The following is a 25,094-nucleotide window of genomic DNA, read 5'->3' as shown; positions in this document are numbered from 1 at the left end:
ATGCCCGTACTCACCCATGACCGCTACTGCGACGAGATCGCCCACCAGGTCGGCCTGTTGAGAGCCGTGGTGACCTCCGGAGCCGACCTGTCCGCGACCGTGCCGACCTGCCCGGACTGGTCGCTGGAAGACCTCGTACGGCACCTGGGCGGCGCCCTGCGCTGGGTGGACGCCCTGGTGCGCGCCCGGGCCCGGGAGAACATCCCGGACGAGCGGGTCCCGCTGTTCGGCGGGCCGGAGCAGCGCGGGGACGCGGCGGTGCTGGACACCTGGCTCGCGGACGCCGGCGAGCGGGTCGTCGGCGCGCTGCGCGAGGCCGGCCCGGACGCCGGGGTGTGGACGTGGGCCGGGTGGCCGACCGCCGGGTTCTGGGCCCGCCGGATGACGCACGAGATCACCGTGCACCGCGCCGACGCCACGCTCGCCGCCGGACTGCCCTACGAGGTCGCACCGGAGATCGCGGCCGACGCGCTGGACGAGTGGCTCCAGATCGTGGAGTGGGTGCAGCGCCACACCGCCGACGAGCGGCTGCGGGAGCTGCGCGGGCCCGGCCGCTCCCTGCATCTGCACGCCACCGACGCCGGCCCGGACCTGAACGCCGAATGGCTCATCGAGCTGGGCCCGGACGGGGTGGGCTGGCGGCGCGGGCACGAGAAGGCGACGGTGGCCCTGCGCGGCCCGCTCACCTCCGTGCTGCTCGCCTTCTACCGCCGGCTGCCCCCGGACGCCCCCGGCCTGGAGGTGCTGGGCGACCGGGAACTGCTGGACTTCTGGCTGGAGCGGGCCACCTTCGGCTGAGGCCGGGGGCTCAGCGGCTCAGGGGCAGGGCCGACAGCAGGGCGACGGCCAGGACGAGCGGGCCGCACAGGGCCGGCAGGGCGGCGGCGCGCAGCGCGGCGGCCCCGCGCAGCAGGGCGGGGCGCGCGCCCAGGCGGAGCAGCGTGGCGGTGGTGTCCGCGCGGTACTGACGGGACTCCACGGCCGCGGTGAACAGCGTGGCGAGCGTGGCGCCGCCGACGACGAGCGCGCCGAGCGCGGACAGCGGCCCGAGGTCCGGTGCCGGGCCGCCCGGCAGTGCGGTCAGGGCGCACCCGGCGGACGCCACCGCGCAGACCACGCCCAGCGGGCGGCCGAGCCGGGCGGCCTCCGCCATGAGGCCCCGGCCGGCCAGGAGCCGCAGCACACCCGGGCGGCCGGCCTGGAGCAGCGTGCCGCACAGGTGGGTGAGGCCGGGGCCGGCCAGCACCAGGCCGGTGCCGATGAGGAGCCAGCCGAGCAGGAGGGCGAGGCCGGGGACGGGGGCGGAGCGGCCGGCGTAGGCCTGCGCGGCCAGTCCGGCGGTGACCAGGGCGACCCCCCAGGGCAGTCCGGCGGGCGACCGTACGCCGGTGTCCAGGGCGGGCACCGGGAGTTCGGGGCGGGCCGCGATGCCCGGCCCCGGTCCGCCGCCGTCCGCGCCCACCGCCCGGCCGTCGGCGTTCGTGCCCGTCGTACCCGGTGCCGGTCCGCCGCCGTCCGTCGCCGTCCGTCCCCGCGTCCGGCTCCGCCCGCCCACGGCCGCGCCCGCCGCCCCGGTGGCGGGAGGGTCCGCGGGGTGCGGCCGGGCCGGGGCCCGGGTTCCGGCTGCGGCCCGGGCCCGGAAGCGGCCGTACGCGCCGAAGGTCTCCGTCCCCGGCGAGCCGCCGGAGGCGCCGAACCGGCCGAACCGTCGCGCGGCCCGCACCGGAGGGCGGGGCTCCCGGGGCCGCAGCGCCACGGCCACCGCCGCCGTCGCGGTGACCGGGAGCACGGTGAGCAGGGTCACGGCCGCCGGGACCGGCAGGGGCTGTCCGGCGGCCAGGAGACCGGCCGCCGCGCCGTCGAACGGCAGGCCCGTGAGGTCGCCGCGCAGATGCAGGAAGAGCAGCAGGGCCAGCAGCGAGCCCAGCGCGCAGGACAGGGCCGTCGTCAGTGCGGTCAGGGCCATGAGCCCGGCCGGGCCGAGGCCCGCGGCGGACAGGCCGGCGCGCGGCCGGGTGCCGGGGTCGGTGCGGGCCACCGCGAGCGCCAGGTACACCGTGGCGGTGAGCGGCGCCGCGCACCAGGCCAGGCGCAGCGCGGCGGCGTCGGCGGCCTCGGGGTGCGCCAGGGCGTGGGCGAGGCTGGACAGCAGCAGCAGGCCGGTGCCCGCCGAGGCGGCGGCCACCAGCAGGCGGCGCAGCTGGACGGCGGGCCGGGCGGCGCGGGTCAGGCGGAGAGCGAGCACGCCGCCCGGCCTTCCGCGTCGGGGGCGTCCGGCAGGTGCACGGTGTGCACGCGGCGCCCGTCCAGCAGGGGCACCGTGCGGTCGGCGAGCGCGGCGGTGTCGGGGTCCTGGGTGGCGAGGACGACCGTGATGCCGTGCGAGCGGGCGGCCGTGGCCAGGGTGCGCAGCACTTGGGTGCGGTCGGCGTGGTGCAGCGGCGCGGTCGGCTCGTCGGCGAACAGCACCTCGGGGCCGGGGGCGAGCGCGCGGGCGATGGCGACGCGCTGGCGCTCGGCGTGCCGCAGCGCGCGCGGGCGGCAGCGGGCCCGGTCGCCGACATCGAGGCGCTCCAGCCACTCCAGCGCGCGGACCTTCGCCCGGCGGCGGCCGGCGCCGCGCAGCAGCAGGGGCAGCGCGGCGTTCTCCCAGACGGACAGCTCGGGGACGAGCACGGGTTCGGGGTCGATCCAGCCGAAGCGTTCCCGGCGCAGCCGCTCGAGGGCGGCGGGGCCGAGCGTGTGCAGGGGGGAGCTGTTGAACCAGACCTCGCCGGAGCACGCCGGCACCAGGCCGGACAGGCAGCGCAGCAAGGTGGTCTTGCCGCTGCCGCGCGGTCCGCTGACGGCGAGGATCTGGCCCTGCCGCACGCCGAGCGAGACCCCGGCCAGCCCGGGGGAGCCGTCGCGGTGCGTGAAGTGCAGGGAGCGTGCCCAGAGCACGTCGTTGTCCGGTGGGGCCTCCATGGCGTACACCTCGGTTCTGATCCGTTTCCCCGTGCCTGTTCCCCCGTCCGGGGGAACGAAGGCGGGGCCGATCGGTCACTGGCACGCTAGGCAGGACGCGGACCGGGGCCCGGACAGCACGCGGCCCCGGGCCGCCGTTCCACTCGAACGGACGGCGCCGGGGCCGGTGTGGTCATCCGGTCGGACGACTCAGAGCTTGGTCCACGCCTCCGTGAGGGTGGCCCGCAGGATCTGCTCGGTCTCGTCGAAGGTCTCCTGGGTGGAGATCAGCGGCGGGGCGAGCTGGATGACCGGGTCGCCGCGGTCGTCGGCACGGCAGTACAGGCCGTTGTCGAACAGCGCCTTGGAGAGGAAGCCGTACAGGACGCGCTCGGTCTCCTCGTCGTTGAAGGACTCCTTGGTGTTCTTGTCCTTCACCAGCTCGATGCCGTAGAAGAAGCCGTTGCCGCGGACGTCGCCGACGATGGGCAGGTCGTGCAGCTTCTGCAGGGTCTGCAGGAAGGCGCCCTCGTTGTCCAGCACGTGCTGGTTGAGGCCCTCGCGCTCGAACAGGTCGAGGTTGGCCAGGCCCACCGCGGCGGAGACCGGGTGGCCGCCGAAGGTGTAGCCGTGCAGGAAGGTGTTGTCGCCCTTGTAGAACGGCTCGGCGAGCTTGTCGGAGATGATGCAGGCGCCGATCGGGGAGTAGCCCGAGGTCATGCCCTTGGCGCAGGTGATCATGTCCGGGACGTAGCCGAACTTGTCGCAGGCGAACGTCGTGCCGAGGCGGCCGAAGGCGCAGATGACCTCGTCCGACACGAGCAGGACGTCGTACTTGTCGCAGATCTCGCGCACCCGCTGGAAGTACCCGGGCGGCGGCGGGAAGCAGCCGCCGGCGTTCTGCACCGGCTCCAGGAAGACCGCGGCGACGGTGTCCGGGCCCTCGAAGAGGATCTGCTGCTCGATCTGGTCGGCGGCCCAGCGGCCGAAGGCGACCGGGTCGTCGCCGAAGAGGGGCGCGCGGTAGATGTTGGTGTTCGGCACCTTGTGCGCGCCCGGCACCAGCGGCTCGAAGGGGGCCTTCAGGCCCGGCAGGCCGGTGATGGACAGGGCGCCCTGCGGGGTGCCGTGGTAGGCGACCGCGCGGGAGATGACCTTGTACTTGGTGGGCTTGCCGGTCAGCTTGAAGTACTGCTTGGCGAGCTTCCAGGCGGTCTCGACGGCCTCGCCGCCGCCGGTGGTGAAGAAGACCTTGTTCAGGTCACCGGGGGCCTCGTTGGCCAGGCGCTCGGCCAGCTCGACGGCCTTCGGGTGGGCGTAGGACCACACCGGGAAGAAGGCCAGCTCCTGCGCCTGCTTGGCGGCGGTCTCGGCGAGTTCCGTGCGGCCGTGACCGGCCTGGACCACGAACAGACCCGCGAGACCGTCGAGGTAGCGCTTGCCCTTGTCGTCGTAGATGTAGGTGCCCTCACCCCGGACGATGGTCGGGACGGGGGAGTTCTCGTACGAGGACATGCGGGTGAAGTGCATCCACAGGTGGTCGTACGCGGTGCGGCTGAGGTCCTTGGTGCTCACGGTTATCGGGTCCTCACGGTTATCGGGTTCCCCACATGTAGGTCTGCTTCTTGAGCTTCAGGTAGACGAAGCTCTCGGTGGAGCGCACCCCGGGCAGGGCCCGGATGCGTTTGTTGATGACGTCCAGCAGGTGGTCGTCGTCCTCGCAGACGATCTCGGCGAGGATGTCGAACGAGCCCGCGGTCATCACCACGTACTCGACTTCCGACATGGCGGTCAGCGCGTCCGCGATCGACTCGACATCGCCCTCGACGTTGATCCCGACCATCGCCTGCCGGCGGAAGCCCACGGTCAGCGGGTCCGTGACGGCGACGATCTGCATCACGCCCTGGTCCAGCAGCTTCTGCACGCGCTGGCGCACGGCCGCCTCGGACAGGCCGACGGCCTTGCCGATCGCGGCGTACGGCCGGCGGCCGTCCTCCTGGAGCTGCTGAATGATGGCGAGGGAGACGGCGTCCAGCTGGGGACTGTTGCCGTTCCTGGACTCGCGGGACGAGTCCCTCTGGTCTGCGCTTCGACTGGCCACGACCTCACTGTGCACCAGGTCTCGACAGTTTTGCAAGGCCAGATCGATGAAATCCGTTGTTTGAGAGACGTGACCTTGCGGATTTCGCAGATCGAACGCCGGTGGGGGTGTTGAAAACGTGGGTACGGCGATTAGGGTGGGTGTCTCAGCGATTGGACAGCCCGAACCAGATCAGGAGGCCGGCAGTGAGCACCGAGCTGCGTCGTCTGCGCAACTACATCGACGGTGAGTTCCGGGACGCCGCCGACGGACGGACCACCGAAGTGGTCAACCCCGCGACGGGCGAGGCGTACGCCACCGCGCCGCTGTCCGGACAGGCGGACGTCGACGCCGCCATGGAGGCCGCCGCCCGCGCCTTCCCGGCCTGGCGGGACACCACCCCCGCCGAGCGGCAGAAGGCCCTCCTGAAGATCGCCGACGCGTTCGAGGAGCGCGCCGAGGAACTGATCGCGGCGGAGGTGGAGAACACGGGCAAGCCCACCGGGCTGACCCGCTCCGAGGAGATCCCGCCGATGGTCGACCAGATCCGCTTCTTCGCGGGCGCGGCCCGGATGCTGGAGGGCCGCTCGGCCGGCGAGTACATGGAGGGGATGACCTCGATCATCCGCCGTGAGCCGGTCGGCGTCTGCGCGCAGGTCGCGCCGTGGAACTACCCGATGATGATGGCCGTGTGGAAGTTCGCCCCGGCCGTCGCGGCGGGCAACACGGTCGTGCTGAAGCCCTCGGACACCACCCCCGCCTCCACGGTCCTGATGGCCGAGATCATCGGCTCGATCCTGCCCAAGGGCGTCTTCAACGTCATCTGCGGCGACCGCGACACCGGCCGGATGATGGTCGAGCACGAGACCCCGGCGATGGCCTCCATCACCGGCTCCGTGCGCGCCGGCATGTCCGTCGCCGAGTCCGCCTCCAAGGACCTCAAGCGGGTCCACCTGGAGCTGGGCGGCAAGGCTCCGGTCGTGGTCTTCGAGGACACCGACATCGCCAAGGCCGTCGAGGACATCTCGATGGCGGGCTTCTTCAACGCCGGCCAGGACTGTACGGCCGCGACCCGCGTCCTCGTCCAGGAGTCCATCCACGACGAGTTCGTGGCCGCGCTCGCCAAGGCCGCCGCCGAGACCAAGACCGGCCACCCGGACGACGAGGACGTCCTGTTCGGCCCGCTGAACAACCCCAACCAGCTCAAGCAGGTAGCCGGCTTCATCGAGCGCCTCCCGGCCCACGCCAAGGTCGAGGCGGGCGGTCAGCGGGTCGGCGACAAGGGCTACTTCTACGCCCCGACCGTCGTCTCCGGCCTCAAGCAGGACGACGAGATCGTCCAGAACGAGGTCTTCGGCCCGGTCATCACCGTGCAGTCCTTCACCGACGAGGCCCAGGCCGTCGAGTACGCCAACGGCGTCGAGTACGCCCTCGCGTCCTCGGTGTGGACCAAGGACCACGCCCGCGCGATGCGCCTGTCCAAGAAGCTCGACTTCGGCTGCGTGTGGATCAACACCCACATCCCGCTGGTCGCCGAGATGCCCCACGGCGGCTTCAAGAAGTCCGGCTACGGCAAGGACCTGTCGGCGTACGGCTTCGAGGACTACACGCGCATCAAGCACGTGATGACCTCCCTGGACGCGTAAGCGGCGCGCACGGCGGCGCGGCCCCGGACGGATTCCCCTCCCCGTCCGGGGCCGCGCCGTCTTCTCATTCCCCGGCGACGAACTCCAGCTCGTCCCCGGTCAGTCCGAGGTGCGCGGCCCGCTCCCAGTCCGCCGTCTGGTCCGGCCTGCGGGCGCCCGCGATCGCGCCCGTCACACCCCGGCGGGCCAGCACCCAGGCGATCGCGACCGCCCCCGCCGTCGTGCCGTGCTCCCGCGCAACCGTGCGCAGCCGGTCCACCGTACGGAGGTTGGCGTCCAGGTCCGTAGTGAAGTCCGGGTGCGTGCGGCGCCAGTCGGACGGGTCCAGGGACTCCAGCCGCTGCCGGGTGAAGGCCCCGGTGAGCAGGCCCGAGTGCAGCGGCTGGTAGGCGATCACACCGGTGCCGTGGCCGGCGGCCCAGTCGATCTCCGGTTCGGCCGAGCGGTTCAGGAGGGACAGCGGCGGCTGGACCGCGTCGACCGGGGCGATCCGCCGCGCCCGCTCCAGCAACTCGGGGCCGTGGTTGGACAGTCCGATCGCGCGCACCTTGCCCTCGGCCTTCAGATCGGCCATCACCTGCCAGTACTCCTCCAGCTCGGTGGCCCGCGCGTCCTCGGGCGGCTCGGTGCCGTCCCAGTTCAGTGCGGCGCCGGTGTCCGGCCAGTGCACCTGGTACAGGTCGATCACGTCCACGCCGAGCCGGCGCAACGAGTCCTCGACCTCACGCCGTACGCTGTCCGGCCGCATGATCCGCCGGGGCGCCGCCGCCGGGTCCGCCGGGTCCCACACCAGGCCCGCCTTGGTGAACACATACGGCCGGTCGGCCTCCGGCAGGGCGGCCAGCGCCTTGCCGACCACCTCCTCCGAGTGCCCGAGCCCGTACACGGCGGCCGTGTCGATCCAGTTGACGCCCAGCTCGACCGCTCGGTGCACGGTCGCGACGGACTGCGCGTCGTCCTGCGTGCCCCACGAGAACCGCCAGCCGTCGCCGCCGAACGACCAGGCGCCGAGCCCGATCACGGAGATGTCGAGACCGGAGGAGCCGAGGGGGCGGAGGGGGAGAGTCATCGTCGTACGTCCTTGCTCATGTGGGCTGTTCGCTGACGTCCACCACCCTGCGCGCCCCGCCGCCGGCCAGGCAGGCACGGCTTTGAGGGGGGAAAGAGTTGACCACCCTCGCGCGCCCCGGACCCGGGATACTCGGTCGCATGACGGCAATCGGCGAACGACGCACCGAACTGAGCCAGTTCCTCAGGTCCCGGCGGGCCCGGCTCACCCCGGCCGACGTCGGCCTGAGCACCTACGGGACGCGGCGCGTGCCCGGACTGCGGCGCGAGGAACTGGCCCAGCTCGCGGGAGTGAGCGTCGAGTACTACGTACGGCTGGAGCAGGGCCGCAACCCGCATGTGTCGGACGGCGTCCTGGACGCCGTCGGCCGCGCCCTGCGGCTGGACGCGGACGAGCGGGCGTACCTGCGCGGCCTGGCCCGCCCCGACCGGGCCCGCCCGGAGGCGGCCCCGGCCGCCGAGGCGGTACGGCCCGCCCTGCGCCGGCTGGTCGACGCCCAGCCCGGCCCCGCCTACGTCTGCGGCCACCTCACCCAGGTGCTCGCCTGGAACCCGCTCGCCGCCGCCGTCTTCGGCGACTTCGGCGATCTGCCGCCCGAGCGGCGGACCTTCGCCCACCTGGCCTTCCTCGACGAGCGCTACCGCGCCCTGCTCGGCGACAGCCTGCCGGCGAAGGCGGAGGCGACCGTCGCCTTCCTGCGGATGGGCGTCGGCCGCTACCCCGATGACCCCGCCCTCGCCTCCCTCATCGGCACGCTCGCCATGAAGAGCGAGGAGTTCGCCGCGCTGTGGGCCCGGCAGGACGTCCGGGACAAGGGCCCCGGCCGGCACATCCTGCGCCATCGACTGGTCGGCGCCCTCGCCCTGGACTTCGAGGTGCTGCACACCCCGGAGCCCGGTCAGGTGCTGGTCAGCTATCTGCCGGCGCCGGGGACCGGGGCCGAGGAGGCACTGGGGCTGGTGGGAAGCTGGGGAGCGGACGGCGCCCGAAGCGGACCGGCCGGCTGGGGAACGGACGGCGCCTGAACCGGGGCGGCCGGGCAGGCGGCCGGCTGAACCAGCCCGTCGGGCGCGGGAGTCGGCGGACTCCGGCGCGGTGATCGACAAGGTGTCGGACAGGCGCCGGACCGCTCGACGCAGCGTCGATTGTCGCTCCGGGCGACGAAACGGCATGCTTCCGGGGTGCCCCCGACTTGCTCTCCGGCCTCCGTGCCGTCCCGCCGCACCCTGCTCGCCGCCCTCGGCTCCACCGCCGCGCTCGGTGCGCTGGCCGGGTGCGGGGTGCCCGCCGCCTACGTCAAGCCCGGGGACCGCTCCGCGCCCGACGAGTCCGCGGCCGACAAGAGGCTGACCTGGGCCAACTGGCCGCTGTACATCGACACCGCCGACGACAACCCGGGCCGGCGGCCCACGCTGGAGGGGTTCGAGAAGCGCACCGGGATCTCCGTGGACTACGTCGAGGAGATCAACGACAACGACGAGTTCTTCGGCAAGATCAGCCCCTCGCTGATGAACCACCGGCCCACCGGCCGCGATCTGATCGTCATCAGCGACTGGATGTGCGCCCGGTACGTCCGGCTGGGCTGGGTCCAGGAGATGGACCGCGCCCGCCAGCCCGAGGTGGCGCGGAACCTCGACCCGCTGCTGCGCTCGCCCGCCTTCGACAAGGGCCGCCGGTTCACCGTGCCGTGGCAGTCCGGGATCACCGGCATCGCCTACAACCGCCGCAAGCTCGGCCGGGACATCCGGCACGTGAAGGACCTCTGGGCGCGGGACCTCAAGGGCCGGGTGACCCTGCTGTCCGGTCTGGACGAGGCGTTCGCACTGCTCATGCAGGGCGACGGCGTGGACATCACCCGCTGGACCGCGGACGACTTCCACCGGATGTGCGACCGCGTCGAGCGGGAGGTGCACCGGGGCCAGATCCGCCGCTTCACCGGCAACGACTACACCAAGGACCTGGTGAGCGGGGACGTACTGGCCTGCCAGGCGTACTCCGGCGATGTCATCCAGCTCCAGGCCGACAACCCCGACATCCGCTTCGTCGTCCCCGAGGAGGGCGCCGAGCTGTGGTCGGACTCGCTGATGATCCCCGACCGGGCCCGGCACAAGGCCAACGCCGAGCGGCTGATCGACTACTACTACCGGCCCGAGGTCGCCGCGAAGCTCGCCGCCTGGGTCAACTACGTCTGCCCGGTCCCGGCCGCCCGGGAGGTGCTGGCCGCCGACCCGGACAAGGACACCGCGGCCCTCGCCGACAACCCCCTGATCTTCCCGGACGCCGTCCTGCGCGAACGCCTGGCCGTCGCCCGCGACATCAGCTCCACGGAACGCCCGGAGTTCACCCGGCGGTGGAACGGCATCGTGGGCCTGTGAGCCGCCGGCCCGGTACGCGCGGGCATGATGAGCCGATGGACAAGGCCAAGGACAAGGACAAGGTCAAGGACTTCGTGCTGCCGCGCGGGGCGACGGGTTTCCTCGGCCCCGGGGACACCAGCCCGCTTCCCGTGACGGACCTGCGGACGTTCCGCACCGCCCTGTACACGGCCGCCCGCATCGCCGGGGGCACGGTGGGCGAGGTGGAGGAGCGGAGCCGTCCCCGCTCCTTCCACATCGGGTCGGTCCTCGACCGCGCGGGCGAGACCGTCGTCCTGTGCCACGCCCACCACCCGTGGACCGCGTTCGCCACGGAGCGCCGGAACTGGTACGACGAGGAGTTCCTGACGCCGCCGCCGTGGGCCCGCGCCTTCACCGACGCGGGACTCGCCGTGCTCGACCGCGAACGGCTCACCACGCCGCTGTCCGCCGTGGACACCTCGGCACTGACCCGGGAGGAGTGGCGCCGCATCCGCCTCTATCACCTCACCACGCTGGGCGGAGTCCTCTTCAACGCCTTCGACTGACCCACCGCGGCCGGCTGCGTCAGGCCTGCTCGTTGAGCGCGCGGCTCACCGTCGCCGCCGTCCGGCGCACGGCCGGGGCGAGGCGGGCGGAACGGGCGGTCGTCGGGGCGGTCAGGGTCACCGCCGCCACGGGGGAGCCGGCCCGGAACACCGGGGCGGCGAAGGAGAGTTCGCCCAGCCGGTGCTCCTCGTGGGCCTCGGCCAGGCCGGACGAGCGGACGAGGGCCAGGCGGGCGGCGAGCGCGCCTGGAGCGGTGCGGGTGCGCGGAGTGTGCCGCCCGGCGGCGGCCGGGGCCGGGAGCAGACCGTGGGCCAGCAGCACCTGGCCGGCGGCCGTGGCGTGCGGGGGCAGCCGTGCGCCGGTGACCAGGCACAGCGCCCTACCGCCGGCCGGGATCACCACGTCCGCGTGCCCGCCGGTGCGGGCGGTGAGGGCCCGCAGCGCCGGGAGCGCGGTGTCCAGCAGGCCGCGCGGGCAGGGGGCGGCGGCACCGAGGGCACGGATCCGGGTACCGAGGCGGTAGGAGCCGTCCGCCCCCCGCTCCAGCCCGCCCCAGGCCACCAGTTCCCGCACCATGCGCAGCGCGGTCGGCACGGGCAGCCCCGTGCGGCGGGCGATCTCCGTCAGGCGCAGTGTGACCGGCGCGTCCACGAACGCGTCCAGCACGGAGAAGACCCGTCCCGCGACGCTCTCCGCCATCCGCTCCTCCGTCCGCCCCGCCCGCGTTTCGCTCAGTGAAAGCCGGGCGTTGCCGCCGGCCGGCCCCGCCCGGCAGGGTCAACGCATGGATCTCGCTCTCTCTTCCGACCAGTTGCTGTCCACCACCCGCGCCGTCCGCCACCGCCTCGACCTCACCCGCCCGGTGCCGCGCCGGCTGCTGGAGGAGTGCGTGGACCTGGCCGTCCAGGCGCCGAGCGGACGCAACCGGCAGCGCTGGCACTTCGTCGTCGTCACCGATCCCGAGCAGCGGGCCGCCCTGGCGGACGTGTGGCGGGCCGGGGTGACCACGCCCGGCGCGAGCGAACCCCTTCCGGAGCGGGACGTGCGGCGGGCGTCCGTGGCCCGGATGGACCGGGTCTACTCCGGCACCGCGCACCTGTACGCGCACCTGCACGAGGTCCCGGCGCTCGTCGTGCCGTGCGTGGAGGGCCGTACCGACCACGCCCCGGTCCTGCGCCAGGCCGGTACCTGGGGGTCCATCCTGCCGGCGGTGTGGAGCTTCATGCTCGCCGCCCGCGCCCGGGGGCTGGGCACCTGCTGGACCACCGGGAACCTGGTCGACGAGCGGGAGTCGGCCCGGGTGCTCGGCATCCCGTACGACGACGTCATGCAGGCGGCGCTCATTCCCGTCGCCTTCACCCTGGGCACCGACTTCCGGCCGGCCCCGCGCATCCCCCGGGACCGGGTGCTGCACTGGGACAGGTTTTGAACATGTTCAATTCCGGGCGTACGCTCCTGCCATGAGCGACAGAGCCGCCCTGCTCAAGGGCATCCGCGCCTGGTTGGTCCTCTTCGTCGTGTGCCTCGTGCTCAGCGGGGCCACCGCCTTTCCGCTGGTGCACGAACTGCGCTGGACCGAGAGCGCGTTGCGCGCCCTGTCCGTGCCGGAGCACCTGCCCGGCCTGATGGCGTGGATCGTCCGGGTGCGCGAGGGGCTGGACACCGTCGACGCCGAGCACCCCTTCGTGCTGTACGGCACCGACTGGCTGGCCTTCGCCCACCTCGTCATCGCGGTCGCGTTCTACGGCCCGTACCGCGACCCCGTCCGCAACATCTGGGTGGTCGAGTTCGGGATGATCGCGTGCGCCGGGATCATCCCGCTCGCCCTCGTCTGCGGACCCGTCCGGGGCATCCCCTTCTGGTGGAGCCTGATCGACATGTCCTTCGGGGTCTTCGGCGTCGTCCCGCTCCACGTCGTCCGGAAGAAGATCAAGCGGCTGGAGGCGCTCGGCGCCCCGCCCGCGCCCCCGGCCGCCGCGTCCGTCAGCGCTTGAACGCGGGCAGCGCGAAGCGCTCGGCGGCGGCCTCCTGGCCGGCGCCCTTGGCGTCGGTGGAGTTCACCGCGTAGACGAGGGTCCGGGACAGGTCCTCCGTCGCGGCGATCACCGTGACACAGCCCGGGCGCGAGCCGCCCTTGCCCCAGACCTCCTTGCCGTTCACCTCGGTCCGCTCCAGCGCCGCGCCGTAGCGCGCGTCGCGGAAGGGCGGGGTGAACATCTCCCGCAGCTGCGGCTCGGGCACCACCCGGCCGCGGAACAGCGCGACCAGCAACCGTTCCAGGTCGGCGGTGGTCGAGATGAGGTCGCCGGCCGCGAACCGGTCGGTCATGTCCCACTCGGTCACGTCGACCAGCTTGCCGTCGATCCAGTCGTAGCCCCGGTTGTGCGGCCCGTGGATCCTGGTGTCCCCGGCGGCGGGGAAGGAGCTGTGCCGCATGCCCAGCGGCCGGAAGATCCGCACCCGGGCCTGGTGGGCGTACGAGTCACCGGTCACCTCCTCGATGAGCAGGCCGAGCACGGTGTAGTGGATGTTGCCGTAGGTCTGCCGCGCACCCGGCGGGTACGCCGGGCCCCGGGCCACGGCCTCGGCCACGACCTGCCGGGGCGTCCGCGTCCCGAAGCGGTGCGCAGGGTCCTCCTCGCCCGTGTCGCCGGATGACGCCCCCGACCACAGGCCGCTGGTGTAGTTCAGCAACTGCCGTACGGTGACGGGCTTCTCGAAGTCCCCGGTGAGCAGGCCCGGCAGATAGTGCCGCACGGTGCCGTCGAGGTCGATGCGGCCCTCCGCCGCCAGTTGCAGCACGATCGCGGCGGTGACCACCTTCGTCACCGAACCGGCCCGGAACCGCGCGTTCTCCAGGGCCGGCGCCCCCGTGCGGACATCCCGCACGCCGGCCGTGCCGCGCCAGCCGCCGTGTCCGTCCACGCGCACCAGCGCGGCGGTGACGTCGTGGTCGGGCAGCCCGGCGAGCGCGTCGGACAGGGCCTCGGCGTCCGGGCCGGGTGCGGTGACCGGGGCGGGCGCGGGCGCCGGTGCGGCGAACGCCGGTCCGGCCAGTGAACCGGCGGCCAGCGCGGCGACGAGTCCGGCGGCCACGAGGGCGCTGCGGCGGATGCGGCGGGACGTGCGGGTACCGCGGGTACGGCGCATGGCGGGCTCCTCGAGGAGATCGGGGACGGCTTCGTGATCATCCTCGGCCGGTGGACCGCCGCCCGGATCCTCACCGAGGAGGGTGCCGGACCCCGGTGCGACCCCGGTCAACAGCCGTGTGCCGTAGGGGAGTTTTCGGGGGCGACCCCTACGGGAGCGGAGCCCGGCCGTCTCCGGCGTACCGCTCCTGAGCCGCCATGACCTCGTCGCCGTGCTCGAAGGCCCACACCCCGAACGCGTCGATCGGCGCGAGCAACGTCCGTCCCAGCCCGGTGAGTCCGTACTCCACGCGGGGCGGTGCGCCGCCGTACGCCCGGCGGGCCACCAGCCCGTTGAACTCCAGCCGCCGCAGCGTCTCGGTCAGCACCTTCGGGCTGATCCCGCCGATCCGCGCGCGCAGTGCGCCCGGCCGGCACGGGCCGTCCCGCAGGGCCCACAGCACCACCGCGTTCCAGGTGTTGGCGAGCAGATCGAAGGCCAGGCGAGCCCGGCAGTCGGCGAGGAAGGGCTGGTCATGGCTCACATACCGAATGGTGCCCGAGCGGCTTCCTACTGTCGTGCCCGAATCCGGACGGACGGACAACGGGAGGACATCGTGCGCATCGGAATTCTCGGTACCGGAGCCATGGCGCGGGCACTGGGCGAGCAGTGGGAACGCGCCGGGCACGACGTGGTCGCCGGCAGCCGGTCGCGGGGCGGCCTGCGCGCGGCGGCCGGGCACGGCACCGACGCGGTGCTGCTCGCCGTGCCGTACCCGGCGGTCGTGGACGTCGTCGCCGGGCTCGCCGACACCCTGGCCGGGCGGGTGCTGATCGACTGCACCAACCCCGTCGGCCCGGGCTTCGGGCTGCTCACGGCCGGCGGCCCGGCCGCGGCCGAGCGGATCGCCGCCGCCGCTCCCGCCGCCCGCGTGGTCAAGGCGTTCAACCTGTGCCACGAGAGCGTGTGGCGGCTGACCCCGCCGGTCTTCGCAGGCCGCCCGCTCGCCGTCCCGCTGTGCGGGGACGACACGGAGGCCCTGGCCGTCGTCCGGCGGCTCGTCCGTGACCTGGGCGGTACGCCGCTGGACGCCGGCGGGCTGGACCGGGCCGGACTGGTGGAGGCGACGGCCGCGCTGCTGATCCGGCTGTGGGTGGGGGAGGGCGCGGACGCCCAGGCGATCGCGCCGCCGCTGGAGTTCGCCGGGGTCAGCGGGAGCGCAGGGCGTGCAGGACGTCGATCCGGTTCGTCGTGATCGAGTCCACGCCCAGCTCCAGCAGCCTGCTCATGGAGCGGCGGGTGTCCGGGGTCCACACGGACAGCAGGCAGCCGTCGCGGTGGACCCGGGCCGCCAGTTCCCGGCCGACCAGCGGGAAACGGTAGTTGAGCCAGCGCGGCCGGACCGCGGCGAGCAGCGCCGGGCGGGGCGGGGCCAGGGTCGTCCAGGTCAGGGCGATCTCCGCGGCCGGGTCGGCGGCCCGCAGGGCGAGCATCGCCTCGGCGCCCGCGCTGAAGCAGACGCGGTCGTGCGCGCCGCTCTGCCGGATCACGTCCAGCGTCCGCTCGACCGTACGGCGGCCCACCGGCCCGCACAGGTCCACCATCACCCGGCTCTCACCGGTCGCGGCCAGCGCCTGGGCCAGCGTCGGGACCCCGCCCGCCGTCAGCCCGCGCAGCTCCTCGGCGGTCAGCGCGCCCAGCGGCCGGTCCACCCCCCACAGCCGGCGCAGCGTCTCGTCGTGCAGCAGCACGGGCACGCCGTCCCGGGTGAGCCGTACGTCGATCTCGACGGCGTCCGCGCCCCGCCCGAGCGCGGAACGCAGCGAGTCGAGGGTGTTCTCACGGAAACGGTAGGGGTCGCCGCGGTGGGCCACGGCGGTCACGGTCTGCATGGGCCCCATTGTGGCCGTGCGGCGGCCGGGCGCCGGGTGGGGGGCCCGGCCGGGCCGGGGTGCTGGGCGTACGGCGCGGGCCCCCGCTCGGCGGGCGGGGGCCGGGGGTGCCGGGCTCGCCGGCCGGCTCAGCCGGCGAGCCAGGCGGTGGTGTAGTCGTCGATCTCCCGGGCGATGCGGGCCTTGCCCGCCGCGTCCAGGAACGAGACCTCCACGGCGTTCTTGGCGAGCGCGGCGAGGCCCCGCTCGTCCAGCCCCAGGAGCCGGGCGGCGACCGCGTACTCGTTGTTCAGGTCGGTGCCGAACATCGGCGGATCGTCGGAGTTGATCGTCACCAGCACCCCGGCCCGGGTGAACTCCTTGACCGGGTGCTCCTCCAGGGTGCGGACCGCGCGGGTGGCGATGTTGGAGGTCGGGCAGACCTCCAGCGGGATGCGGTGCTCGGCGAGGTGGGCCAGCAGCTCCGGGTCCCGCGCGGAACTGGTGCCGTGCCCGATGCGCTCGGCGCGCAGGTCGCGCAGCGCGTCCCACACCGTCTCCGGGCCGGTCGTCTCCCCGGCGTGCGGCACGGAGTGCAGGCCGGCGGCGATGGCCCGGTCGAAGTACGGCTTGAACTGCGGCCGGGGCACACCGATCTCCGGCCCGCCGAGCCCGAACGACACCAGGCCCTCCGGGCGGATCCGGTCCTCGGTGGCCAGCCGCACGGTCTCCTCGGCCGCCTCCAGGCCGGCCTCGCCGGGAATGTCGAAGCACCAGCGCAGTACGGTCCCGAACTCCGCCTCGGCGGCCTTGCGGGCGTCCTCGATCGCGTCCATGAAGGCCCGCTCGTCGATCCCGCGCCGGGTGGAGGAGAAGGGGGTGATGGTCAGCTCCGCGTACCGCACCTGCTGCCGGGCCAGGTCGCGGGCCACCTCGTAGGTGAGCAGCCGGACGTCCTCGGGGGTGCGGATCAGGTCCACCACCGACAGATAGACCTCGATGAAGTGCGCGAAGTCCGTGAAGGTGAAGTAGTCGGCCAGGGCCTCGGGGTCGGTGGGGACCTTCGAGTCGGGGTGGCGGGCGGACAGCTCCGAGACGATGCGGGGGGAGGCGGAACCGACGTGGTGGACGTGCAGTTCGGCCTTGGGCAGTCCCGCGATGAAGGCGTGCAGCCCGCGGTCGGCGGTGCCGGTGGCGGGTACGGCGGTGTCGGTCAAGGGGTTCCTCCCCGGGAACGGCGCCCGCGGACCGCGGCGGCGGCCCGGGCGCGGTGATCGGCTGATCGGTGGCGCGGGTTCATCGTAGGCCCCGGGGCCGCGGTGTCCCGTGCGGCCCGTAGCATGACGGGACGTCCAGGAGAGGGGTCCCTTCACCATGTCCGACGAGGCGCCGCAGTCCACACCGGGGGAGCAGACCGCGCCCCTCCAGGAAACGGGCGCACCGGCTCCCGGGTACGGATCCGCGACTCCCCGGGACTCCCTGGGCCACCGGGTCTCCCTGGACAAGGAGACGGCACCGGCACCGGCCTCTGTGGCGTCCCCCGGGGACCGAATACCGGGACCGGCGGAACCCGGGGCGGAAGGGGCAGGGGCGGAGGGGACACCGGCTCCCGCGACGCCGGGAGCGGACCGGTCACCGGCGTCCGCGGCACCCGGAGCGGCCCAGGCGCGCCTCCACGACGCGCCCCCGGCCCCCGCCTCCGTGCACGACCAGCGGACCCTGACCTCGCTGCCGGCGACCCCGGAGCGGCCGGCGCCCGCCGCCGCCCCGCCCGCCCGCTGGGCCGGTCCCGCCGACGGAACCGCGGTCCCGGCCGCCGCGCCGCACGCCGTGCCGGCCCCGCCCGCCGCCCCGCAGCCGAACCCCTTCGCGCCCCCCGCGCCCACACCCCCGCGGCACCCCTTCGCCCCTTCCGGCCCGCACCAGGGCCCGCATTCCTTCGCGGCTCCCGGCCCGGACCCGTATCCCGCCCCGAATCCCTTCGCACCCCCTGCCGCCGGACCGGCGGCCCCGGCCCCGCATGTCTTCGGCCCGCCCGCGGGAGCGGAACCCGTGCCGCCGCCGCCCATCGCGCCCGACGGCCCGGGACAGGTGCCGTACGGCTACCCGGGCACCCTGCCCGCCTACGCCCACGCCCCGTACGCCGGTGCCCCCTACCCCGCCGGCAACGGCTACGGCTACGGCTGGTCCGGCACGCAGGCGCCGCCGAGCAACGGCATGGGGACGGCCTCCCTCGTGCTGGGCATCCTCGCGGACATCGGCTTCCTGGCGTGGCCGCTCGCCCTGGTGCTGGCCGTTCTGGCGATCATCTTCGGCGCGCTGGGCCGGGGGAAGGCGAAGCGGGGCGAGGCCACGAACCCCGGCGTGGCCCTGGCCGGCCTCATCTGCGGTGTGACGGGCGTCGTGCTGGTGCTGATCGTGTTCGCCGCCATCATCGCGGCGTTCGGCTGACCCCTCGCCGCCCGCCGGTCCGTCGCCGGCCCGGCCCCGTCGGCCGTCGGTCACCTGCCCCGTGCGCCTCCTGCCCTTGACCGTGCGGCCGTCGGTGACCCGCCCCAGGCTCCGTCAGTCCTTCGTGTCCGGTCCCGGTCCCGTAGGCCGTGGGTCACCTGCCCCGTCCGCCTCCTGCCTTTGACCGTGCGGCCGTCGGGTGACCCGCCCCAGGCTCCGTCAGTCCTTCGTGTCCGGTCCTGGTCCCGGCCCCGTCGGCCGTCGGTGTTCCGGCCGGCCGCGTGCCTTCGTCCGACGTGGCCGGTCCCGGGGAGCGGGCCTGCCTCCGTCGACCGCCCCGCCCCAGGCTCCGTCAGTCCTTCGTGTCCGGTCCCGGTCCCGTCGGCCGTCGGCGTTCCGGCCGGCCGCGTACCTTCGTCCGACGTGGCCGGTCCCGCCGGCCGGCCCAGGCGCCCGCCCGTCGCCGCCGCGGGCCGGTGTCTCAGCCCCCCGACCCCGCCAACCGCTCCCGTGCCTCCATCAGGGCGAAGCCGAGGAGGTTGAGCCCCTTCCACCGCTCCGGGTCCGACGCCGCCTCGTCGTCCGCGGCGAGGCCTATGCCCCAGACGCGGTCCACGGGGCTCGCCTCCACCAGCACGCGGTCCCCGGTGTTCACCAGGAACTGACCGAGGTCGGCGTGGGCGGCGAACTTGTGCACGCTGCCCTCGGCCACGATCCGGAACCGCTCCCGCTCCCAGGTCTCCTCGTCGAACCCGCGGACCAGCCGCCCCGCCTTCTTCGCCGCGGCGGGATGCTCCGCGGCCAGCACCCGGCGCTCCGTCTCCGCGTCCCCGAACAGCCGGGCCTTGGCGGCCATCATCCAGTGCTCCGCCGTCGCGTACTCCACGCCGTCCACCACGAACGGTGACGGCCACCACTGGCTCAGACAGCTCGCGCCGGTCCGCCCGTCCGGCCGCGGCCGGTGCCCCCAGAAGTGGAGGTACTTCGGCCGGGCCCCCGCCCGGACCTCCCTGATCAGGGATTCCACCCCGTCGGTCTTTCCCATGCACGCGAGTCTGGCACGCACCACTGACACTCCGTCCGTCCTTTCACCCCCCGACTCGACACCTGGTCGACAGATTCCGTCGCGTAACCAAAAGGCAACAACGGAATCACTTGTTGGTGCCCTACTGCTCTGTCAGGATCGGCACTCAATTCGAGCTGGAGCTACGTCACCACCCCCGGGACGGGGCGTCACGGCGGAGGAGAACGACATGCACAACCCGGGCACCGCCACCCCGGAACGATTCCCCGCCCAGGACCGGTTCGCGGACGGCGCGCAGTTCATCGCCGGCCGGCCGGCCAAGGGCACCTCGGGCCGCCACCACGCCGTGGTCGACCCCGCCACCGGCCGGGAGGCGTACCGCTACGAGCTGGCCGGCCCCGACGACGTGGACGCGGCCGTCGCCGCCGCGCGGGAGGCTTTCCCGGGCTGGGCCGCGGCCACCCCGGGCGAACGCGCGGAGGCGCTGCACCGGTTCGCCGCCGTGCTCGCCGAGCGCGCCGAGGACCTCGCCCGCGCCGAGTCCCTCCAGTGCGGCAAGCCGCTCAAGCTCACCCGGGAGTTCGACGTGCCGGGCACGGTCGACAACACCGCCTTCTTCGCGGGCGCCGCCCGGCACCTCCAGGGGCAGTCCGCCGGCGAGTACTCCGGGGACCACACGTCGTACGTCCGGCGCGAGCCCATCGGGGTGGTCGGTTCCATCGCGCCCTGGAACTACCCGCTCCAGATGGCCGCCTGGAAGATCCTCCCGGCCATCGCCGCGGGCAACACCATCGTGCTGAAGCCCGCCGAGATCACCCCGCTGACCTCGCTGATGTTCGCGCGGGCGGCCACGGACGCGGGCATCCCGGACGGGGTGGTCAACATCGTCACCGGGACCGGCAAGGAGGCCGGCGAGCACCTGGTCGGGCATCCGGACGTGGCGATGACCTCCTTCACCGGTTCCACCGCCGTCGGCCGGCGCGTCGCCGGGATCGCCACCGCCACCGTCAAGCGGCTGCACCTGGAGCTGGGCGGCAAGGCGCCCTTCGTGGTCTTCGACGACGCCGACCTGGAGGCCGCCGCGCACGGCGCGGTCGCGGGCTCGCTCATCAACAGCGGGCAGGACTGCACGGCCGCCACCCGCGCGTACGTGCAGCGTCCGCTGTACGAGGCGTTCGTGGAGCGGACCGCGGCACTCATGGAGACCGTGCGGCTCGGCGACCCGTTCGCCCCCGGCACCGACCTCGGGCCGCTGATCTCGCACGCCCAGCGCGACCGGGTGGCCGGCTTCGTGGACCGGGCGCGTGGCCACGCGCGCGTGGTCACCGGCGGCGAGGCACCCCAGGGGGACCTGCGGGACGGCGCCTACTACCGGCCCACCCTGATCGCGGACGCGGCCCAGGACAGCGAGATCGTCCAGTCGGAGATCTTCGGCCCGGTCCTGGTCGTGCTGCCCTTCGACACCGACGACGAGGGGCTGCGGCTGGCCAACGACACGCCGTACGGCCTGGCCGCCTCCGCGTGGACCGGCAACGTCTACCGTGCGAACCGGGCCACCCGGGAGATCAAGGCCGGCTGCGTCTGGGTCAACGACCACATCCCGATCATCAGCGAGATGCCGCACGGCGGCTACAAGGCGTCGGGCTTCGGCAAGGACATGTCGATGTACTCCTTCGAGGAGTACACGCAGGTCAAGCACGTCATGTTCGACAACACCGCGGTGGCCGCCAAGGACTGGCACCGCACCGTCTTCGGGGACCGCTAGAGACCGACCAGGCCACTGACCAGGCCGATCCCTCCCGAAAGGGCACCACGCGCATGGAGCAGTACGAGCCCGAACGCCTGACCCCGCCCCAAGCGGCCGCCCTGCGGCGCAGCCTGCGCGGCGGCCGGGCCGCCCTGACCCGCCGGTCGCTGCTGCGGGCCGCGACGGGCGGCGCGCTCGCGGCCGGCGGCCTCGGGACGCTCGCCGGCTGCGGGATCCCCGCGGCGGGCAGGAGCGAGGGCGGCACCTCCGCCGAGGACCGCTCGGCCACGGAGAAGGTGGTCAACTTCTCCAACTGGACCGAGTACCTGGACGTCGACGACAGCGGCAAGCACCACCCCACCCTGGAGACCTTCCGCGAGCGGACCGGCATCACCGTCCACTACACCGAGGACATCAACGACAACAACGAGTTCTTCGGCAAGATCAAACCCCAGCTCGCCGCCGGCCAGGACACCGGCCGGGACCTGATCGTCCTCACCGACTGGCTGGCCGCCCGGATGATCCGCCTCGGCTGGGTGCAGAAACTGGACCCCTCCCACCTGCCGCACGCCTACACCAACCTCTCGGCCCAGTTCCGCGACCCGGACTGGGACCCCGGGCGGGCGTACTCGTACCCCTGGCAGGGCATCTCCACCGTCATCGCCTTCAACAAGAAGGCACTGGACGGCATCGAGGTGCGCTCGGTCTCCGACCTGCTGGACAACCCGAAGCTCAAGGGACGCGTCGGCTTCCTGTCGGAGATGCGCGACAGCGTGGGCATGACCCTGCTCGACATGGGCAAGGACCCCGCGAAGTTCACCGACGACGACTACGACGCGGCCATCGCCCGCCTCCAGAAGGCCGTCGACAAGGGCCAGATCCGCCGCTTCACCGGCAACGACTACACCTCCGACCTGTCCAAGGGCGACTTCGCGGCCTGCGTCGCCTGGGCGGGTGACGTCGTCCAGCTCAAGTCGGACAACCCGCACATCGACTTCGTCATCCCCGACAGCGGCTATGTGACGTCGACCGACAACCTGTGCGTCCCCAACAAGGCCCGCCACAAGACGAACGCCGAACGGCTGATCGACTTCTACTACGAGCCGCGGCAGGCCGCCGCGCTCGCCGCGTACATCAACTACGTGACACCGGTCGACGGGGTGAAGCCCTACCTTGCGAAGATCGACCAGGACGCGGCGGACAATCCGCTGATCGTCCCCGACCAGGCCATGCAGGCCAAGTCCCATGCCTTCCGCTCCCTGAGCCAGAAGGAAGAGACGGCCTACGAAGGAAAGTTCGCGAAGCTCACAGGGGCGTGACGATGAAGACGACACCAGACAACAGCGGCGACGTCCGCCTCTCGGGAATCTCCAAGACCTACGGCTCCTTCACCGCCGTGCACCCGCTGGACCTGACCGTGCCGGAGGGCTCCTTCTTCGCCCTGCTCGGCGCCTCCGGCTGCGGCAAGACCACCACCCTGCGCATGATCGCCGGCCTGGAGGAGCCCACCACGGGCACCGTCCGGCTCGGCGACCAGGACGTCACCCGGCTGCCGCCGTACAAGCGGCCGGTGAACACGGTGTTCCAGTCCTACGCGCTCTTCCCGCACCTCGACATCTTCGAGAACGTCGCCTTCGGCCTGCGCCGGCGCGGCATCAAGAGCGTGAAGAAGCAGGTCGAGGAGATGCTGGAGCTGGTCCAGCTGGGCGAGCAGGCCCGCAAGAAGCCGCACCAGCTCTCCGGCGGCCAGCAGCAGCGGGTCGCCGTGGCCCGCGCCCTGATCAACCACCCCAGGGTGCTGCTGCTGGACGAGCCGCTCGGCGCCCTCGACCTGAAGCTGCGCCGCCAGATGCAGCTGGAGCTCAAGCGCATCCAGACCGAGGTCGGCATCACCTTCGTCCACGTCACGCACGACCAGGAGGAGGCCATGACCATGGCCGACACGGTCGCCGTGATGAACGGCGGCCGGGTCGAGCAGCTCGGCGCGCCGGCCGACCTGTACGAGAACCCGCGGACCACGTTCGTCGCGAACTTCCTCGGCACCTCCAACCTGATCGAGGCCGAGGTCGACACCCGCAGCGGCGACGACGTCGTGCTGAAGGCGGGCGACGGCAAGCTGGTGCTGCCCGGCGCCCGGTGTACCGCCCCGACGGCAGCCGGCGGCAAGGTGCTGGTCGGCATCCGCCCGGAGAAGATCTCGCTCACGCACGCCGACGACGCGGGGGAGATCCCGGCCGGCCGCAACCGGCTCACCGGGAAGATCGCCGACGCCAGCTTCATCGGCGTCTCCACGCAGTACGTCATCGACAGCCCGGTCTGCCCCGGCCTGTCGGTGTACGTGCAGAACGTCGAGCGCGACGGCCGGCTGGTGCCCGGCGCCGAGGTCGTCCTGCACTGGAGCCCGGCCCACACCTTCGCGCTGGACGCCGGCCAGGACATCGACGCGGGCACCGAGGAAGAGGTCGCCGCCTGATGTCCACGCTCACCGAGGCGCCCCCGCCGCTCAACCCCGCGGCACCCGAGGAGAAGCCCCCGCGCCGGCGCGGCCGGCTCACCCCGTACTGGCTGCTGCTGCCCGGCATGCTGTGGCTGATCGTCTTCTTCGCGCTGCCGATGGTCTACCAGGCCTCCACCTCCGTCCAGCAGGGCTCCCTGGAACAGGGCTACAAGGTCACCTGGCACTTCGCGACCTACTGGGACGCACTGTCCGCGTACTGGCCGCAGTTCCTGCGCTCCGTGTGCTACGCCGCCGCCGCGACCGTGCTGTGCCTGCTGCTCGGCTATCCGCTGGCCTACCTCATCGCCTTCCGGGCCGGCCGCTGGCGCAACCTGATCATGATCCTGGTGATAGCGCCGTTCTTCACCAGCTTCCTGATCCGCACCCTCGCCTGGAAGACGATCCTCGCCGACAACGGCCCGGTCGTGCACGCCCTGAACACCCTGCACGTCCTGGACCTCACCGGCTGGCTCGGCTGGACGGCCGGTGACCGGGTGCTGGCCACCCCGCTGGCCGTGGTGTGCGGGCTGACGTACAACTTCCTGCCGTTCATGATCCTGCCGCTGTACAGCTCGCTGGAGCGGATCGACGGCCGGCTGCACGAGGCGGCTGGCGACCTGTACGCCAGGCCCTGGACCACCTTCCGGAAGGTCACCTTCCCGCTGTCCATGCCGGGCGTGGTCTCCGGGACGCTGCTCACCTTCATCCCGGCCGCCGGCGACTACGTCAACGCCGAACTCCTCGGCTCCACCGACACCCGCATGATCGGCAACGTCATCCAGACGCAGTTCCTGCGCGTCCTGGACTACCCGACGGCCGCCGCCCTCTCCTTCATCCTCATGGCCGCCATCCTGGCCATGGTCACCTTCTACATCCGCCGGTCGGGGACGGAGGACCTGGTCTAGATGCCCTTCCTCAACTGGCTCAAGCGCCGGCTCGTCGTCATCGCCGGCCTGCTGACCCTCGCCTATCTGCTGCTGCCGAACGTCGTCGTCACGGTGTTCTCCTTCAACAAACCGAAGGGGCGCTTCAATTACGAATGGCAGCGGTTCTCCACGGACGCCTGGAAGGACCCGTGCGGGGTCGCCGACATGTGCGGCTCGCTGTCCCTCAGCCTCCAGATCGCCGTCTGGGCGACGGTCGGCGCCACGGTCCTCGGCACGATGATCTCCTTCGCGCTGGTCCGCTACCGCTTCCGCGCGCGCGGCGCCGTCAGCTCGCTGATCTTCCTGCCGATGGCGATGCCCGAGGTGGTCATGGCCGCCTCGCTGCTCACCCTGTTCCTCAACATGGGCGCCCAGCTGGGCTTCTGGACGATCCTGATCGCCCACATCATGTTCTGCCTGAGCTTCGTCGTCACCGCGGTCAAGGCGCGCGTGATGTCGATGGACCCGCGTCTGGAGGAGGCCGCCCGGGACCTGTACGCCGGTCCCGTGCAGACCTTCTGGCGGGTCACCCTGCCCATCGCGGCACCCGGGATCGCCGCGGGCGCGCTGCTGTCGTTCGCGCTCTCCTTCGACGATTTCATCATCACCAATTTCAACGCCGGCTCGACCGTCACCTTCCCGATGTTCGTCTGGGGCTCGGCGCAGCGCGGAACGCCCGTGCAGATCAATGTGATCGGTACCGCCATGTTCCTCCTCGCCGTCCTGTTCGTCCTGGTCGCGATGGCCGTCGGAAACCGCCGGAACAAGCAAAAGGCATAGGCCTCACAGGCCTTTTTCTCGGGCC

The 25,094-nt window shown here is 73.1% G+C and carries 24 protein-coding genes and 1 pseudogene; 14 read left to right on the top strand and 11 right to left on the bottom strand.

What is annotated here, in order from left to right:
• Positions 1-798 (top strand): maleylpyruvate isomerase family mycothiol-dependent enzyme, encoded by a 798-nt coding sequence (locus AB0E62_RS17485; protein ID WP_362193735.1) that lies wholly within the window; start codon positions 1-3, stop codon positions 796-798.
• A gap of 10 nt (positions 799-808) precedes the next feature.
• On the opposite strand, the gene AB0E62_RS17480 is transcribed toward AB0E62_RS17485, so the two are convergent.
• The 4 genes from AB0E62_RS17480 to AB0E62_RS17465 form a co-directional block, all read right to left on the bottom strand.
• Complete coding sequence (locus tag AB0E62_RS17480) at positions 809-2,245, bottom strand: hypothetical protein (RefSeq protein WP_362193732.1); 1,437 nt, start codon at positions 2,243-2,245, stop codon at positions 809-811.
• Positions 2,227-2,967 (bottom strand): ATP-binding cassette domain-containing protein, encoded by a 741-nt coding sequence (locus tag AB0E62_RS17475; RefSeq protein ID WP_362193729.1) that lies wholly within the window; start codon positions 2,965-2,967, stop codon positions 2,227-2,229. Before AB0E62_RS17475 ends, AB0E62_RS17480 begins: the two co-directional genes overlap by 19 nt.
• A gap of 189 nt (positions 2,968-3,156) precedes the next feature.
• On the bottom strand, positions 3,157-4,521 hold the full coding sequence (locus AB0E62_RS17470) for an aspartate aminotransferase family protein (protein WP_362193726.1): 1,365 nt from the start codon (positions 4,519-4,521) through the stop codon (positions 3,157-3,159).
• A 19-nt stretch (positions 4,522-4,540) separates the two neighbouring features.
• Positions 4,541-5,062: an Lrp/AsnC family transcriptional regulator gene (locus AB0E62_RS17465; RefSeq protein WP_030612872.1), complete on the bottom strand. Its 522-nt coding sequence runs from the start codon at positions 5,060-5,062 to the stop codon at positions 4,541-4,543.
• Positions 5,063-5,232: 170 nt separating this feature from the next.
• Between AB0E62_RS17465 and AB0E62_RS17460 the strand changes: the two genes are divergently transcribed.
• On the top strand, positions 5,233-6,672 hold the full coding sequence (locus AB0E62_RS17460; protein ID WP_362193723.1) for a gamma-aminobutyraldehyde dehydrogenase: 1,440 nt from the start codon (positions 5,233-5,235) through the stop codon (positions 6,670-6,672).
• Positions 6,673-6,736: 64 nt separating this feature from the next.
• Here the strand turns inward: AB0E62_RS17460 and AB0E62_RS17455 are convergent, their stop codons facing one another.
• A complete protein-coding gene (locus AB0E62_RS17455; RefSeq protein WP_362193720.1) occupies positions 6,737-7,741 on the bottom strand; it encodes an aldo/keto reductase in 1,005 nt (334 codons plus the stop codon).
• Positions 7,742-7,881: 140 nt separating this feature from the next.
• Here AB0E62_RS17455 and AB0E62_RS17450 point away from each other — a divergent pair, with 140 nt between their 5' ends.
• The 3 genes from AB0E62_RS17450 to AB0E62_RS17440 all read left to right on the top strand — a co-directional run bounded on the left by AB0E62_RS17450 (position 7,882) and on the right by AB0E62_RS17440 (position 10,643).
• Positions 7,882-8,766: a helix-turn-helix transcriptional regulator gene (locus tag AB0E62_RS17450; RefSeq protein WP_362193717.1), complete on the top strand. Its 885-nt coding sequence runs from the start codon at positions 7,882-7,884 to the stop codon at positions 8,764-8,766.
• 156 nt (positions 8,767-8,922) lie between these two features.
• Positions 8,923-10,116 (top strand): spermidine/putrescine ABC transporter substrate-binding protein, encoded by a 1,194-nt coding sequence (locus tag AB0E62_RS17445; protein WP_362193714.1) that lies wholly within the window; start codon positions 8,923-8,925, stop codon positions 10,114-10,116.
• A 35-nt stretch (positions 10,117-10,151) separates the two neighbouring features.
• Positions 10,152-10,643, top strand: coding sequence for a hypothetical protein (locus AB0E62_RS17440; RefSeq protein WP_362193711.1), 492 nt, complete (start codon positions 10,152-10,154; stop codon positions 10,641-10,643).
• A gap of 19 nt (positions 10,644-10,662) precedes the next feature.
• Here AB0E62_RS17440 and AB0E62_RS17435 read toward each other — a convergent pair whose 3' ends face one another.
• The gene (locus AB0E62_RS17435) at positions 10,663-11,343 is read right to left on the bottom strand and encodes an IclR family transcriptional regulator C-terminal domain-containing protein (protein ID WP_362193708.1); all 681 of its coding nucleotides are present in this window, start codon (positions 11,341-11,343) and stop codon (positions 10,663-10,665) included.
• An 85-nt stretch (positions 11,344-11,428) separates the two neighbouring features.
• On the opposite strand from AB0E62_RS17435, the gene AB0E62_RS17430 reads away from it, so the two are divergent.
• Together AB0E62_RS17430 and AB0E62_RS17425 are read left to right on the top strand one after the other, a co-directional pair.
• Positions 11,429-12,073: a nitroreductase family protein gene (locus AB0E62_RS17430; RefSeq protein ID WP_362193705.1), complete on the top strand. Its 645-nt coding sequence runs from the start codon at positions 11,429-11,431 to the stop codon at positions 12,071-12,073.
• 31 nt (positions 12,074-12,104) lie between these two features.
• Entirely contained in the window at positions 12,105-12,638 is a 534-nt protein-coding gene (locus AB0E62_RS17425) for a hypothetical protein (RefSeq protein WP_362193702.1), read from the top strand.
• On the opposite strand, the gene AB0E62_RS17420 is transcribed toward AB0E62_RS17425, so the two are convergent.
• Positions 12,628-13,794 carry a serine hydrolase domain-containing protein gene (locus AB0E62_RS17420; RefSeq protein WP_362193699.1) on the bottom strand — a complete coding sequence of 389 codons (1,167 nt, stop codon included), beginning with the start codon at positions 13,792-13,794 and terminating at the stop codon, positions 12,628-12,630. The genes AB0E62_RS17425 and AB0E62_RS17420 overlap by 11 nt on opposite strands.
• 148 nt (positions 13,795-13,942) lie before the next feature.
• Positions 13,943-14,317 (bottom strand): helix-turn-helix domain-containing protein, encoded by a 375-nt coding sequence (locus tag AB0E62_RS17415; protein ID WP_362193696.1) that lies wholly within the window; start codon positions 14,315-14,317, stop codon positions 13,943-13,945.
• 72 nt (positions 14,318-14,389) lie between these two features.
• Between AB0E62_RS17415 and AB0E62_RS17410 the strand changes: the two genes are divergently transcribed.
• Positions 14,390-15,028, top strand: coding sequence for an NAD(P)-binding domain-containing protein (locus AB0E62_RS17410; RefSeq protein WP_362193693.1), 639 nt, complete (start codon positions 14,390-14,392; stop codon positions 15,026-15,028).
• Here AB0E62_RS17410 and AB0E62_RS17405 read toward each other — a convergent pair.
• The gene (locus tag AB0E62_RS17405) at positions 14,982-15,665 is read right to left on the bottom strand and encodes a glycerophosphodiester phosphodiesterase (RefSeq protein WP_362193690.1); all 684 of its coding nucleotides are present in this window, start codon (positions 15,663-15,665) and stop codon (positions 14,982-14,984) included. The two genes, AB0E62_RS17410 and AB0E62_RS17405, sit on opposite strands and share 47 nt — an antisense overlap.
• Before the next feature lie 128 nt (positions 15,666-15,793).
• Positions 15,794-16,919 (bottom strand): annotated as a pseudogene (locus AB0E62_RS17400) (adenosine deaminase).
• 426 nt (positions 16,920-17,345) lie between these two features.
• On the opposite strand from AB0E62_RS17400, the gene AB0E62_RS17395 reads away from it, so the two are divergent.
• Positions 17,346-18,095: a DUF4190 domain-containing protein gene (locus AB0E62_RS17395; protein ID WP_362193687.1), complete on the top strand. Its 750-nt coding sequence runs from the start codon at positions 17,346-17,348 to the stop codon at positions 18,093-18,095.
• 481 nt (positions 18,096-18,576) lie between these two features.
• On the opposite strand, the gene AB0E62_RS17390 is transcribed toward AB0E62_RS17395, so the two are convergent.
• Positions 18,577-19,140: an NADAR family protein gene (locus AB0E62_RS17390; RefSeq protein WP_362193685.1), complete on the bottom strand. Its 564-nt coding sequence runs from the start codon at positions 19,138-19,140 to the stop codon at positions 18,577-18,579.
• A 208-nt stretch (positions 19,141-19,348) separates the two neighbouring features.
• Between AB0E62_RS17390 and AB0E62_RS17385 the strand changes: the two genes are divergently transcribed.
• From AB0E62_RS17385 to AB0E62_RS17365, 5 genes are read left to right on the top strand one after another with little or no spacing between them, the layout of a single operon-like run.
• The gene (locus tag AB0E62_RS17385) at positions 19,349-20,884 is read left to right on the top strand and encodes a gamma-aminobutyraldehyde dehydrogenase (protein WP_362193682.1); all 1,536 of its coding nucleotides are present in this window, start codon (positions 19,349-19,351) and stop codon (positions 20,882-20,884) included.
• Positions 20,885-20,937: 53 nt separating this feature from the next.
• On the top strand, positions 20,938-22,185 hold the full coding sequence (locus AB0E62_RS17380; RefSeq protein WP_362193679.1) for a spermidine/putrescine ABC transporter substrate-binding protein: 1,248 nt from the start codon (positions 20,938-20,940) through the stop codon (positions 22,183-22,185).
• A 2-nt stretch (positions 22,186-22,187) separates the two neighbouring features.
• Complete coding sequence (locus tag AB0E62_RS17375) at positions 22,188-23,339, top strand: ABC transporter ATP-binding protein (protein ID WP_362193676.1); 1,152 nt, start codon at positions 22,188-22,190, stop codon at positions 23,337-23,339.
• Positions 23,339-24,268 (top strand): ABC transporter permease, encoded by a 930-nt coding sequence (locus AB0E62_RS17370; protein WP_362193673.1) that lies wholly within the window; start codon positions 23,339-23,341, stop codon positions 24,266-24,268. Before AB0E62_RS17375 ends, AB0E62_RS17370 begins: the two co-directional genes overlap by 1 nt.
• Positions 24,269-25,069 carry an ABC transporter permease gene (locus AB0E62_RS17365; protein ID WP_362193670.1) on the top strand — a complete coding sequence of 267 codons (801 nt, stop codon included), beginning with the start codon at positions 24,269-24,271 and terminating at the stop codon, positions 25,067-25,069.
• Positions 25,070-25,094 lie beyond the last annotated feature (25 nt).

It is taken from the genome of Streptomyces sp. NPDC038707 (assembly GCF_040636485.1).
Lineage (GTDB): Bacteria > Actinomycetota > Actinomycetes > Streptomycetales > Streptomycetaceae > Streptomyces.
The sequence above is the reverse complement of the archived record's forward strand: the minus strand, read 5'-3'. Positions and strand labels throughout refer to the sequence as shown.

Excerpts from the sequence above, each read along its gene's own strand:
- AB0E62_RS17485 (WP_362193735.1), top strand. The coding sequence starts at position 1 with ATGCCCGTACTCACCCATGACCGCTACTGCGACGAGATCGCCCACCAG.
- AB0E62_RS17475 (WP_362193729.1), bottom strand. The coding sequence starts at position 2,967 with ATGGAGGCCCCACCGGACAACGACGTGCTCTGGGCACGCTCCCTGCAC.
- AB0E62_RS17455 (WP_362193720.1), bottom strand. The coding sequence starts at position 7,741 with ATGACTCTCCCCCTCCGCCCCCTCGGCTCCTCCGGTCTCGACATCTCC.
- AB0E62_RS17450 (WP_362193717.1), top strand. The coding sequence starts at position 7,882 with ATGACGGCAATCGGCGAACGACGCACCGAACTGAGCCAGTTCCTCAGG.
- AB0E62_RS17440 (WP_362193711.1), top strand. The coding sequence starts at position 10,152 with ATGGACAAGGCCAAGGACAAGGACAAGGTCAAGGACTTCGTGCTGCCG.
- AB0E62_RS17435 (WP_362193708.1), bottom strand. The coding sequence starts at position 11,343 with ATGGCGGAGAGCGTCGCGGGACGGGTCTTCTCCGTGCTGGACGCGTTC.
- AB0E62_RS17430 (WP_362193705.1), top strand. The coding sequence starts at position 11,429 with ATGGATCTCGCTCTCTCTTCCGACCAGTTGCTGTCCACCACCCGCGCC.
- AB0E62_RS17425 (WP_362193702.1), top strand. The coding sequence starts at position 12,105 with ATGAGCGACAGAGCCGCCCTGCTCAAGGGCATCCGCGCCTGGTTGGTC.
- AB0E62_RS17420 (WP_362193699.1), bottom strand. The coding sequence starts at position 13,794 with ATGCGCCGTACCCGCGGTACCCGCACGTCCCGCCGCATCCGCCGCAGC.
- AB0E62_RS17405 (WP_362193690.1), bottom strand. The coding sequence starts at position 15,665 with ATGCAGACCGTGACCGCCGTGGCCCACCGCGGCGACCCCTACCGTTTC.
- AB0E62_RS17390 (WP_362193685.1), bottom strand. The coding sequence starts at position 19,140 with ATGGGAAAGACCGACGGGGTGGAATCCCTGATCAGGGAGGTCCGGGCG.
- AB0E62_RS17385 (WP_362193682.1), top strand. The coding sequence starts at position 19,349 with ATGCACAACCCGGGCACCGCCACCCCGGAACGATTCCCCGCCCAGGAC.
- AB0E62_RS17380 (WP_362193679.1), top strand. The coding sequence starts at position 20,938 with ATGGAGCAGTACGAGCCCGAACGCCTGACCCCGCCCCAAGCGGCCGCC.
- AB0E62_RS17375 (WP_362193676.1), top strand. The coding sequence starts at position 22,188 with ATGAAGACGACACCAGACAACAGCGGCGACGTCCGCCTCTCGGGAATC.
- AB0E62_RS17370 (WP_362193673.1), top strand. The coding sequence starts at position 23,339 with ATGTCCACGCTCACCGAGGCGCCCCCGCCGCTCAACCCCGCGGCACCC.
- AB0E62_RS17365 (WP_362193670.1), top strand. The coding sequence starts at position 24,269 with ATGCCCTTCCTCAACTGGCTCAAGCGCCGGCTCGTCGTCATCGCCGGC.